Annotated in this window: 11 protein-coding genes; 1 reads left to right on the forward strand and 10 read right to left on the reverse strand. The window is 63.5% G+C overall.

From position 1 onward, the window contains the following. The first annotated feature begins 140 nt into the window (after positions 1 to 140). Positions 141 to 1,379, forward strand: a complete 1,239-nt coding sequence (locus DL899_RS05445) for an MFS transporter (RefSeq protein WP_111732974.1) — start codon at positions 141 to 143, stop codon at positions 1,377 to 1,379. Between the two features lie 25 nt (positions 1,380 to 1,404). Here DL899_RS05445 and DL899_RS05450 read toward each other — a convergent pair whose 3' ends face one another. The 10 genes from DL899_RS05450 to DL899_RS05500 all read right to left on the reverse strand — a co-directional run bounded on the left by DL899_RS05450 (position 1,405) and on the right by DL899_RS05500 (position 12,259). After that, a complete protein-coding gene (locus DL899_RS05450) occupies positions 1,405 to 2,322 on the reverse strand; it encodes an ornithine cyclodeaminase family protein (protein ID WP_111732975.1) in 918 nt (305 codons plus the stop codon). Then, complete coding sequence (locus tag DL899_RS05455; RefSeq protein WP_338049645.1) at positions 2,319 to 2,945, reverse strand: HAD family hydrolase; 627 nt, start codon at positions 2,943 to 2,945, stop codon at positions 2,319 to 2,321. The genes DL899_RS05450 and DL899_RS05455 overlap by 4 nt, the downstream gene beginning before the upstream one ends. After that, positions 2,942 to 3,397, reverse strand: a complete 456-nt coding sequence (locus DL899_RS05460) for a YaiI/YqxD family protein (protein ID WP_111732976.1) — start codon at positions 3,395 to 3,397, stop codon at positions 2,942 to 2,944. The genes DL899_RS05455 and DL899_RS05460 overlap by 4 nt, the downstream gene beginning before the upstream one ends. 94 nt (positions 3,398 to 3,491) lie before the next feature. Continuing rightward, the gene (gene fghA, locus DL899_RS05465; RefSeq protein ID WP_111732977.1) at positions 3,492 to 4,331 is read right to left on the reverse strand and encodes an S-formylglutathione hydrolase; all 840 of its coding nucleotides are present in this window, start codon (positions 4,329 to 4,331) and stop codon (positions 3,492 to 3,494) included. A 35-nt stretch (positions 4,332 to 4,366) separates the two neighbouring features. After that, on the reverse strand, positions 4,367 to 5,299 hold the full coding sequence (locus DL899_RS05470) for an AEC family transporter (RefSeq protein WP_111732978.1): 933 nt from the start codon (positions 5,297 to 5,299) through the stop codon (positions 4,367 to 4,369). A 325-nt stretch (positions 5,300 to 5,624) separates the two neighbouring features. Then, on the reverse strand, positions 5,625 to 6,602 hold the full coding sequence (mbfA, locus tag DL899_RS05475) for an iron exporter MbfA (protein WP_111732979.1): 978 nt from the start codon (positions 6,600 to 6,602) through the stop codon (positions 5,625 to 5,627). A gap of 370 nt (positions 6,603 to 6,972) precedes the next feature. Continuing rightward, a complete protein-coding gene (locus DL899_RS05485; protein WP_111732980.1) occupies positions 6,973 to 8,163 on the reverse strand; it encodes an ABC transporter permease in 1,191 nt (396 codons plus the stop codon). Between the two features lie 4 nt (positions 8,164 to 8,167). Beyond that, the gene (locus tag DL899_RS05490; RefSeq protein WP_111732981.1) at positions 8,168 to 9,835 is read right to left on the reverse strand and encodes an ABC transporter permease; all 1,668 of its coding nucleotides are present in this window, start codon (positions 9,833 to 9,835) and stop codon (positions 8,168 to 8,170) included. An 83-nt stretch (positions 9,836 to 9,918) separates the two neighbouring features. Continuing rightward, the gene (locus tag DL899_RS05495; RefSeq protein WP_111732982.1) at positions 9,919 to 11,031 is read right to left on the reverse strand and encodes an extracellular solute-binding protein; all 1,113 of its coding nucleotides are present in this window, start codon (positions 11,029 to 11,031) and stop codon (positions 9,919 to 9,921) included. Between the two features lie 109 nt (positions 11,032 to 11,140). Next, the gene (locus DL899_RS05500) at positions 11,141 to 12,259 is read right to left on the reverse strand and encodes an ABC transporter ATP-binding protein (RefSeq protein ID WP_111733111.1); all 1,119 of its coding nucleotides are present in this window, start codon (positions 12,257 to 12,259) and stop codon (positions 11,141 to 11,143) included. Between the last annotated feature and the right edge of the window lie 122 nt (positions 12,260 to 12,381).

Below are 12,381 nucleotides of genomic sequence, written 5' to 3' on the forward strand. Positions count from 1 at the left end.
CCGCATAGCGCGGCCCGGCGCCGGTGAAAAGTGGCCGCAAGCGGCAGTTCGTCACGATCCGTGAACACCACCCTCACAATCTCTGAATTGACGCCACCGCCCCGGCGGCTAATCTGCGCCGACCGCCACAGGAGCCCAGCATGTCAAAACCCGCATCCATTTTCACGCCGGTGCTGATCGCCGGTTGCGTGATCATGCTGGTTTCCTTCGGCATCCGCGCCTCTTTCGGCGTCTTCCAGATCCCCATCGCGCAGGATTTCGGCTGGCTGCGCGTCGAATTCTCGATGGCCATCGCCATTCAGAACCTCGCCTGGGGCTTTGGTCAGCCGCTTTTCGGCGCGCTGGCCGAACGTATCGGCGACCGCAAGGCGATCATGCTGGGCGCGGTTGTCTATGCCGCCGGACTGGTGCTGTCGTCTTTCGCGGTCTCGCCCGAGGCGCACCAGACCTATGAAATTCTGGTCGGTTTCGGCATCGCCGGTACCGGCTTTGGCGTCATCCTGGCGGTGGTCGGGCGCGCCAGCTCCGACGCCAACCGTTCAATGAGCCTTGGCATCGCCACCGCCGCGGGGTCGGCCGGGCAGGTCGTCGGCCCGCCGGTGGCAGAGGCGCTGTTGTCGGTGATGAGCTGGCAGATGGTGTTCGTCGTGTTTGCCGCCGCCATCCTTGCCACACTGATGATGCTGCCGCTGATGCGCGCGCCGGAGCCGATGTCGCGTGCCGAGCTCGAGGAAAGCATGGGAACAATCCTGCGCCGTGCCTTCCGCGACCCGTCCTATACGCTGATCTTCCTTGGCTTCTTTTCCTGCGGGTATCAGCTGGCCTTTGTTACCGCGCATTTTCCCGCCTTCGTGACCGAGATGTGCGGCCCCATCGCGCCCGGCGGCATGCTGCATTCGATGGGGGTCACCACCACCTCGGCGCTGGGGGCGATGGCCCTGGCGGTGATCGGGATGGCCAATATCGCCGGCACGCTGACCGCAGGCTGGCTGGGCAACCATTTTCCCCGCAAATACCTGCTGACGGCGATCTATGCCGCGCGCACCATCATCGCGGCGGCCTTCATCATGACACCGATGACACCGGCGACAGTGCTGCTGTTCTCAGTGTCGATGGGTGCGCTGTGGCTGGCCACCGTGCCGCTGACCTCGGGCCTGATCGCGCATCTCTACGGGCTGCGCTACATGGGCACGTTGTATGGCATCGTCTTTTTCAGCCACCAGTTGGGCAGCTTTCTGGGCGTGTGGCTGGGCGGGCGGATGTACGATATCTATGGCAGCTATACCGCCGTCTGGTGGGTCGGCGTGGGTGTCGGCGCCTTTTCGGCAGTCGTGCACCTGGCGGTGCGCGAGAAACGGATATCCCCGCTACCGGCCTGACCGGGCGCCGGAACAGGCCAGGGCGTCAGCGCCCGGCCCGCCAGGTATCCAGGATGTATCGGCTGGTCATCAGGTCCAGATGCGCACCGCCACCATTCTTGAACAGCGTGATTTCTTCATCGCTGTTGCGGCGGAACTTGTCAGGCTCATAGTAATCCGCCACCAGGTCGGAACGCGCGATAACGCCGGTCTCAACCGGTGTCTTGATCTCGCCGATATGACCAACGGTGGTGTCATAGCTGTCAACAAAGACACGCGCGCGGGTAATCGCCTCGTCATCGGCCTCTCGCATGTCGGGGCGGTAGGCGCCGATCAGGTCGACATGCTGGCCCGGGCGCAGCCATGCGCCACGGATAAGCGGCTCGGTCGACATGGTGGCCGAGGTGATGATATCGGCCGCGCGTACCGCTGTTTCCAGGTCGTCCGCCACCTGCAGGCCGGGGCAATCCTGCGCCATCGACTCGGCGTTGGCGCGGGTGCGGTTCCAGACCGTGAACCGCGCGCCGGGAAAGGCGGCACCATAGGCCTGGAACAGCGATTTCCCCACCGTGCCCGCACCCACGATCAATATCTCCCGGCTGTCGGGCCGCGCCAGCCGTGTTGCCGCGTACAGGCTGTCGCCGGCGGTCTTCCACTTGGTCACCAGGTGGAAATCTATCACCGCCTCCAGCGCGCCGTCACTGTCGGAAAAGACGCAGACCGCGCCATTGACCATCGGCTTTCCCTTGCCCGGGTTCCCTGGAAAAATCGTGGCCGATTTCACCGCCAGCCCCATGCCGTCAATCCAGGCCGAGCGCGACAGCAACGTGTCGGGATCGCGGTAAAGAAAGGTATCGCCGATCTCGGCCTTGGGCAGTTTATGCCCAGCCTCAAAGGCGGCGCAAAGCGCCATCCAGTCAAGCCCCGCCTCGCCCTCTTCAAAGGGAATGATGGTCGCGCTCATGCCGTGTCCTCCGCTTGCAGCAGCCCGGTGTCGCGCAAAGACTGCGCCAGCCCGGCCGCGCCGTCAAACAGATGTGTGCGCCATCCGCGCGCGGCGGCGGCGGCGATATTGTCGGCCCGGTCGTCGGTGAATAACAGGCGTTCGGGCGCGATGGCACAATCGGCCTCGACCGCGGCATAGATTTCCGGGTCGGGTTTGGCCATCCCCATCTCGCCCGAGATATAGCGGCGGTCGAACTCGGCCAGAAACGGAAATTGCGCCTCGCTGAGCGGGAAATTGGCCGCCCCGAAATTGCTGAGCGCAAAGACCGGCACCCCCCGCGCCCTGAGCGCGCGCAGGATCGCCACCGTGCCCGGTATCGCGGGCTGCGCGATGTCGCACCAGCACCAGCGAAAGCGCATGATCTCGGATCGCCAGTTCGGGTGCCTGTCGGCTGTCTGTCCGATCACCTCGTTGAAATCACCGCCGCTGTCGATCCGCGTCATCATCGCGTGAATATCCACATCGGCAAACAAGGCGCGCCGATGCGCTGCACCGATGACGCGGTCAAAATACCGCTCTGGCTGCCATTCGATCAGCACGTTGCCGATGTCGAAAATCACCGCCTCGATTGGCATGGTCATTTCACGCCAGATGCGGTGATTCTCCGCAATACCCGTTCCAGTGCATCCAGAAAACGCGCCCTGTCTGCCTTGGTAAACCCCTTGCCCCCGCCTTGGCGGAACGGGTCGGCGGCGCGCAGATCGGTCATCAGGTCGCGCGTGGCCAGCACGTTGCCGATATTGGCGGCGGTCAGCGCCTCGCCATCGGGTTTGAGCACCTGCGCCCCGCCCTCGACACAGCGCGCCGCCAGCGGAATGTCAGCGGTGATGACGACATCGCCCGCGCCCGCGCGCTCGGCAATCCACAAATCGGCCACGTCCGGCCCCTCGGACACGACCACCGTCTCCACCAGCGGGTTGGCCGAGGGCCGGATACCACCGTTCGAGACGACGAAAACCCGCACCCGGTGACGCGTCGCCACGCGCTCGACCTCGGCCCTCACGGGGCAGGCATCGGCGTCGACATAGATCACGTCATGCCGGCCCTTGCCGCCCTGGTCTCGTCCGCGTCGGTCACCTCCAGCCCATGCGGGCCGGGGATGATCGGGTCGTATTGGCCCGGCTGGCTCATACCGCCCCCGCGTACAGTGCTTCGGCGTGAAAGGCGACGTGGTCTTCCATGAAGGTGGTGACAAAGAAATAGCTGTGATCATATCCCGGCTGCAGCCGTATCGTCACGGGCTGGCCCCGTTCGGCGGCCGCATGGGCGAAATCGTGGGTGCCCAGCAGGCCGAAGAACTGGTCCTTCGTGCCGGTGTCGGTCAGCACCGGCCCGTCGAAACCGCGCTCGCGCATCAGCAGCGTGGCATCATGGGCGGCCCAGGCGGCCTCGTCCTCGCCCAGATAGGCAGTGAACTGCTTGCGGCCCCAGTCGCTTGCCGTCGGGTGGCAGATCGGCGCAAAGGCCGAGACCGAGCTGAACCGCCCCGGCAGGCCCATCGCCAGCGTCAGCGCACCATGCCCGCCCATCGAATGCCCGGTGATGGCCTGGCGGTCCATGTCCAGCGCGAATTCCGCCCCGATCAGGGTTGGCAGTTCCTCGGCGATATAGTCCCACATTCTGAAATGCGGCGCCCAGGGCGCCTGGGTGGCGTTGACATAAAAGCCGGCCCCCTGGCCCATGTCATAGGCATCATCATCTACCACATCCGCACCGCGGGGGCTGGTGTCGGGAAAGACCACCGCCAGCCCCTGCTCGGCCGCCCACTTCTGTGCGCCGGCCTTTACCATCGCGTTCTCATGCGTGCAGGTCAGCCCCGACAGGTACCACAGCACCGGCACCGGGGCATCGCGCGCCTCTTCCGGCAGGAACAGGCCAAAGGTCATGTCGCATCCGCAGACTTCGGACGCGTGGGTGTAAACCCCCTGCTGTCCCTCGAAACATGCGTTTTCCGAAACCGTTTCCATTCTCTTTCAGCCTCCTTTTCCGTCGGCCCCAACTGTCAGTAAAGCACACTGACCCAGCCGATCACCAGCGACACGGTAAGGACCGCAAACGCCGTCGAGATCAGGATCGAAGCCGAAACCCGGTGCGGCGCGACACCGTAATGCTGCGCCAGGATATAGACGTTGCCTGCCACCGGCAGCGATGCAGCGGCAATCATCACCGCAGCGGCATATGGTTCGACCGAGAACAGCACCAGCGCCGCAAACGCCGCCGCCGCCGGGTGCAGCACCAGCTTCGACAGGCTGAGCCACCCGGCCACGAACGGCCGCTCTGCCGATTTCGACGCCAGAGATGCGCCGATGGCGAAAAGCGCGCCGGGCGTTGCCGCGCCTCCCAAAAGCTCCAGGAACCCGTTCATCACGCGCGGAATCGGCAACTGTAATGTCGACCAGCCCAGCCCCAGCACGATTGCCACGATCATCGGGTTCTTCAACAGCCCCAACCCCACCGTGCGCAGCACCGCCGCGCCCCCGCCCTCGTCGCGTGATCCGGTGACCAGGATTACCACAAGCGAGCCAAACACGATCAGGTCGATCGACAGCACCAGCATCACCGGCCCGATCGCGGCCTCGCCCATCAGCAGCGTCAGCATCGGTACGCCCAGGAAACCGACATTGCCGATCACCCCGCACTGCGCCTCGATGGCCGCCTCCTCAATGGATGTGCCGCGCAGGAACGCCACCAGCATGACGATGCCATAGACAAACCCCGTCGCCCACAGATAGGCGGCGACGAAACGCATGTCGAAGACTTCGCTCACCGACAGGTTGGCGGCAAACCGAAACAACATCGCCGACAGCGCAAAGTAGAATACGAACTTGGTCAGCCACGCAGTCGCCTCCTCGGGGAAAAACCGGGTCAGCCCGGCCCCATAGCCCAACCCGAGGATCAGGAAAAACGGCAGCGTCTGCAAAAAGATATCCAGCATTCCCGCCTTGTTAGCACGGGGCGACGGTTGCGCAAGCCGCAAAGCGGCAGGGGGCGCTGCCCCCGCCGCGGCCCGCAGGGCCGCGACTCCCCCGGGATATTTGCCAAACAGAAGAAGGGGGCAGAGTTGCCCCCGCCCCCGCAGGACGCGCCCGTGCCGCCCGGCCTTCTCCTGTTGCGGTCATCGGCGTCCCCGCCTGTACCGCGCCCCGATCCTGGCGCGACAGGGTTAAGAAAGCGTTGCTTCTTTTGTTTGGAAAATATCCTCGGGGGTGAATTGCCCCGGACATGTGGCCGGGGCAAGAGGGGGCAGACAGCCCCCTTTTCTAACCGCTGCCGATCAGGATGCCGGCGGCAAAGACCAGCGCGCCGCCCAGCACCACTTGAAATGTCGCGCGGAAGAACGGCGTTTCCATATAGCGGGTCTGCATCCACACGATCGCCCACAGCTCGACAAAGACGACGACAAAGGCAATCACCGTCGCGGTCAGGAAATCCGGGATCAGATAGGGCAGCGCGTGCCCCAGTCCGCCAAGCGCCGTCATCACGCCGCTGGCGATGCCGCGTTTCAGGGGGCTGCCCCGGCCCGACAGCTCGCCATCGTCGCTGGCGGCCTCGGTGAACCCCATGGATATGCCCGCGCCAATGCTGGCGGCCAGCCCGACCTGGAAGGTGGTCCATGTGTCCTGCGTGGCGAACGCGGTGGCAAAGATCGGCGCCAGGGTCGAGACAGAGCCATCCATCAGCCCGGCCAGGCCCGGCTGCACCCAGGTCAGCACGAATTGGCGCTTGGCGGTGCGATCCTCCCTCTCGCGGGCATCTTCGCCCAGGTGTTCCTCTTCCAGCGCATCGGCGCGGTCCCGATGATGCGATTCGGCTGCTGCCAGGTCACCCAGCAACTTGCGGGTATCGGCATCCTGGCTGCGCGCCGCGGCCTTGAGGTAAAACCGCTCGGCATCGTGTTCCATCGCCGCGGCCTCTTCACGGGTGCGGTCAAGACCGAGGTTTTCCACCAGCCAGACAGGGCGGCGGGCATAATAGCCGGCCACATGTTCGCGCCGGATCAGGGGGATCACATCGCCAAATCGTTTCCGATGCAGCTCGATCAGGGCGTGGCGGTGGCCATCCTCTTCCTCGGCCATGCCGTCAAAGACCTTTGCCGTGTCGGGAAAATCATCACGCAGCATCTGTGCATATGACCGGTAGATGCGGCCATCATCCTCTTCCGACGAGATCGCCAGCGCCAGAACCTCTTGTTCGTTGAGATCGGAGAAGCGGCGGCGCGCCGACACACCTGGTATCATTGGATCATTCCTTTCTAGAACGATTCTAACCTTTAGACACTGACAACGATCACAAGACCCGCCCCCTCTCACCGGCTTGCAGTTGTCGCGCTGGCCCAACGAGCGTGGCTGGCCAGCATCCCGGAGAGCAGGGATGATGGCCACGGTCGCTGAAATCAAGAAAGGTCGCAAGTTCGAACAGGTGCTAACGGCGCCCGGCAGGTGTTTTGGCCGCCTGGTTGGATAGCGCCAGCATCGACGTGATCGCCCGCACCGCCGGCGTGTCCAAGGCGATGCTTTACAGGTATTTCCCCGACCAGCGGCTGCTGTTTTCCGAGAAAGAGCGCGTCGTGAACGGTGCGGTCGAGATATTTCTCGCCCGCTATCGCGCTCAGCCCGGGCTCAACCCCCGCAGCCGTTCAGACCGCCGTCTGAGCATTTCCACCGTCGTCAGCAGCACGATGGATACCCCCACCAGGATCGTCGCCACCGCCAGGATTGTCGGCGAAATCTGTTCGCGCAGGCCGGTGAACATCTGCCAGGGCAGCGTCTTTTGCCCGGCCGAGCCGACGAAGAGCACGACCACAACCTCGTCGAACGAGGTGATGAAGGCAAACAGCCCGCCCGAGATCACGCCGGGCAGGATCAGCGGCATCTGCACCCGAAAGAAGGTCGTCACCGGGTTGGCGCCCAGGCTGGCCGAGGCACGCGTCAGCGAACGGTCAAACCCCACCAGCGTCGCCGTGACGGTGATGATGACAAAAGGAATGCCCAGCGCGGCATGCGCCAGCACCACACCCCAAAAGGTGCCTTGCAGCCCCAGCCTGGAATAGAAAAAATACATGCCCGCCGCCGAGATGATCAGCGGCACGATCATCGGCGAGATTAGGATCGCCATGATCGCGCGGCGGAACGGGACGTGTTCAGACGACAGCCCGATCGCCGCCAGCGTGCCAAAGCTGACCGACAAAAGGGTTGCCACCGGCGCGATCGAAACCGAGTTCCACAGCGCCTGTTGCCAGTCGGGGTTGGTAAAGAAATCGCGGTAATGCTTGAGCGAATACCCCTCGGGGTCAAGCGACAGCATCTTGGGCGTGAAGGTAAAAAAGTTCTCGGCGTTGAACGACAGCGGCATCACCACCACGATGGGCGTGATCAGGAAAAAGAAGATCAGCCCGCAGACGACGCGAAAGGTGTAATGCCCCAGCACCTGCCCCGGCGTCAGATAGGGCAGCAGCGTCGCGCGGTACCGTCCCTCGCCGATCCAGTAGATGAACCAGCCGAAGAACCAGCCGAAAAGCCCGCCGACGATCAGCCCCGCCAGCCCGCCCAAGTACCAGCCGCCTGCCGCCATCAGCAAGATGACACCCCAGCGGAACGGCTTTTCCAGTTTCTCGTCCAGAACCGACAACGCCAGGACCCCCAGCACCGCCATCAGCACCGCGCCACCGATCACACCGTTGAGCATGGTGCTTTGCGCCGCCCCGACAAAGAGCCCGACAAAGCCCCCCGCCGCCGCCAGCACCTGCAGCGAGAACGACAGCGGTTTCTTTTCGACGTATTTCAGCGTGTAAGTCGCCATCGCCCTATCCCAGCTTAACGTTGTCGATGCCCACGATCTTGTCATAGGCCCAGTAGAGGATCAGCACCGCCGCGAGCAAAATCGTGCCCAGCGCCGCCGCCAGCCCCCAGTTGAGCGAAGACGAGATGTGATAGGCGATCCGGTTGGAAATGAAGGTACCGGTGGTCCCCCCGACCAGTTCGGGGGTGATATAGTAGCCGATAGACAGGATGAAGACGAGGATCGACCCCGCCCCAATCCCCGGCACCGATTGCGGGAAATAGACCCGCCAGAAGGCTGTCCAGTTGGTCGCGCCCAGCGATTTGGCCGCGCGCACATAGGCCGGCGGAATGGTCGACATGACCGAATACATCGGCAGTATCATGAACGGCAGCAGAATATGCGTCATCGCCACGATGGTGCCGAACTGGTTGTTGATCATCACCAGCCTGCCGGCATCGTTGACCAGCCCCAGCCAAACCAGCACGTCGTTGATCACACCCTGCTGTTGCAGCATCACCTTCCACGCACTGGTGCGCACCAAAAGTGATGTCCAGAACGGCAGCAGCACCAAAATCATCAGCAGGTTCGCCGTGCGCATCGGCAGGGTGGCCAGCAGGTACGACACCGGGTAGGCCAGCACGATGCAGGCGCCGCAGATCACTAACGACATGAACAGCGTGCGCTTGAACAGCTTGATGTAGATGCGTTCGTTCTCGGGGCGCGGCTCGATCCCGTCGGCGCTCTGCTTGAGGTCGACGGCGTTCAGGAAATAGCCCGAAGTCAGATCGGGGCTGTAGATCTGGATCGTGCGCCACGTCTCGGGGTCTGACCAGCCCTTGTCGCTGGCGGTGAATGCCTGCCGGAAATCCAAGGCCGGCAGTTCAGCCGCCAGTTCCTGCGCCGCGCGCAGCTCTGCCGCGCCGGGGCCGTCATAACCGGCAACATCCGCACCCGCCTGCAAGTCGCGGATGAGGGCCACCTTGACCGCCTCCCACGGCTTTTCCTCGGCGACGACATCCTCGTCCTCGACGGCGGTAAAGAGGGCAAACGCGGTATAGGCCTGCGCCGTTTCGGGCAGCAACGCAGCGATGGCGCGGCCCGGAACGAAACCGATGTCGCCGTCATAGTCGTCACCGGTCACGGTGGCCATCCGCACGCGCTGGGCATTCAGCAGGGCGGTATGGCCCTCGGCGCCCTCGCCCCCGGTCATCAGGGCGTACCAGAAGGCGGCATCTTTCCACGAATTGTCCAGCTTTTCGAGCGCCTTGATCTGGTCCTTGCCGAAATCGTCTATCTGGCGGCCGCTGCCGCGGAACATCGAGGACAGGCCGACCTGTTCATAGTTCAGCCGGGTACCGAGGCGCGTGTGCCGCTTGGTTTCGGCGGCAATGAACATGTCCTTGTAAAGCGCGGCAAAAACCGCATCTCCCGGCGCCTCGCCGGTTTCGGGGTCCCAGTCGGCCAGTTGCTCGACCGTATAGGGCAGGGTGTTGGAAACGATCTGGTTTTCGACCGACCGGAAAAGCATGTCCAGAATCGGCGCGATAAAGGTGACGAGAACAAAGATCAGAAGCGGCGCGATCAGCATAAGCGCCCGCATTTTCTGGGCACGCAGCGCACGGTTCAGGCTGCGCTTCAGCGGCGTTCCGTCTGCCGCAAGAACCGGGCCGGTATCGGTAGTGTCGCTCATCTCGCCCTCGCCGGAATTCTTCTTTCGGAGGCGGGGGGCCGGGCGAACCGCCCCCCCGTATCGTCAAATGTCAGGCCTGGCGATTATTGCGCCAGCCACGCCTGGAACTTGGCGTCGATGTCGTCGCGGTAATCAGCCCAGAACTCGTAGTTATAGAGGAACGTGTTCTTGGCGTTTTCCGGATCGGTCGGCATGTGCGGGCCCATTTCGATGCCCAGTTCGGCATGCTTGCCCACCAGCGGAGCCGACGATTTGCGCGCCGGGCCGTACGAGATGTACGCGGCCTGGTCTGCCAGACGCTGGGTGTCGGTGGCGAACATGATGAAGTCGAGCGCACGGGCCAGGCGGTCTTCGGGCAGGCCGGCCGGGATGATCCAGCCGTCGAGGTCGAACACCTGGGCGTCCCACATCATGGCGACGGGCTGTTTCTGCTCTTCGATCACGCTGAAGAGACGGCCGTTATAGGTCGACCCGATGAAAACCTCGCCATCGGCCAGCAGCTGCGGCGTGTCGGCACCGGCCGACCACCAGACGACGCTGTCCTTGATGGTGGCCAGCTTGTCCAGCGCCTGCTGCTGCCCTTCCGGGGTCGCCAGCACGTCATAGACGTCTTCCTTGGCCACGCCGTCACACAGCAGCGCCCATTCCATGTTGTTGATCGGCCGCTTTTCGAGGCTGCGCTTGCCCGGATAGGTTTCCAGGTCGAACACGTCGCAGATGTCGTTCGGCGGCTCGACGCCATCGGGCACCATGTCGGTGCGATAGCCGAAGGTGGTCGAATAGACGATCTGCGGGATGTAGCAATCGCCGACCAGCAGGTCGCCGAAGTCATCCGCGGCCGAGGTGCCGTCGGGCGCCGCTGCAAGGTGCACATCGGGGTCGATTTCCATCGCCAGCCCCTCGTCGCACAGCCGCAGTGCGTCCGCGGCCACCACGTCGACCACGTCCCAGGTGACGTTGCCGGCCTCGTCCATGGCGCGCAGCTTGGCCACCGCCTCGTTCGAGCTTTCGTCCCAGACCACTTCCAGGTCCGGATGCATGGCCTTGTAGGGCTCGGAATAGGCGTTGACCTGACTTTTCTGATAGGCGCCGCCCCACGAGACCAACGTCATCGAGTTGGCCATGTCCGCGGCCGCAACTGCCCCGGCCGATACGGCCAGCGCAGAAGAAGCAAGAAGTATCTTCGTCAATCTCATGTCATTTTCCCTTTCGTTGTCCCGTTGCTTTCAAGCCGGCTTTGCGTCACGGGTAGGAACGGCAAAGCCTCGGAAAAACGCGCCCATGCGGGCACATTCCCTTGTACTCTTAGACCGCTTCCAGTGCCCGGCAATCCTCGGGCTGCCAGCCGATCTTGATCTGGGTGCCCGGCTTTAGCCGCTGCTGATCGGCGGAATTGCGTGTCTTGACGATGAAATCGTCGCGCCCCGCCACCTTGAGCCGGGTGCGGAACACGTCGCCCATATAGATGAACTCGGCCACCTCGGCATTTAGCGTGTGCGCGTTCTCGCTCAGCCGGGAAAGATCGACCTCGACCCGTTCAGGCCGGATCGAGATGGTGGTGCGTTCGCCCGGCTGGCTGACGTTCACCGGCTTGGCGTCGATCACCTCGCCATCGTCCAGCTCGACCAGCGCGACGCCGTTGCGGATTTCCTTGACCGTACCTTCGAGCGTGTTGTTCTCGCCGATGAACTGGGCGACGAAACTGTTCTGCGGGCTTTCATACAGCTCGTCGGGCGGCGCGAGTTGCTGGATGCGGCCATCGTTGAAAACCGCCACCCGGTCGGACATGGTCAGCGCCTCGGTCTGGTCGTGCGTGACATAGACCGTGGTGATACCCAAGTCATGCGCCAGCTTGGTGATTTCGAACTGCATGTGCTCGCGCAGCTGCTTGTCCAGCGCGCCCAGCGGCTCGTCCATCAGGACCAGCTCTGGTTCGAACACCAGCGCGCGGGCCAGCGCGATACGCTGCTGCTGACCACCCGACAGTTGCGCCGGACGGCGGCCGCCGAATTCGCCCATCTGCACCATGTCCAGCGCGCGGCGAACCTTTTCCTCGCGCTGGGATTTGCCGATCTTGCGCACCTCCAGCGGAAAGCTCAGGTTCTCGGCCACGGTCATGTGCGGGAACAGGGCGTAGTTCTGGAACACCATGCCGATGCCACGCTTATGCGGCGGGATGTTGTTGATCGACACCCCGTCCAGCAGGATTTTTCCGTGCGTGGCGGTCTCGAAACCGGCCAGCATCATCAGACAGGTGGTCTTGCCCGATCCCGACGGCCCCAGCATTGTCAGGAATTCGCCCTTGGGCATCGACAGGTTCAGATCCTTGACGACCAGATTTTCGCCATCATAGCTCTTTTGCACGCGCTCGAACGCTACAAACGCATCGCCACTCTGCGATTCGGACAAACAGTCTCTCCCCATTTTGGTCATGCGCGATTGGCGCGCTTTTTCCCCACACTAAACCCGTTCTAACGCCCCGATGCAACCGATTTGCGGCTCTCTTATAACAAAATGCGGCACTGCAGCACGATCGGGGCCAGCCG

Source organism: Roseovarius amoyensis (assembly GCF_003260265.1).
GTDB classification, from domain to species: domain Bacteria; phylum Pseudomonadota; class Alphaproteobacteria; order Rhodobacterales; family Rhodobacteraceae; genus Roseovarius; species Roseovarius amoyensis.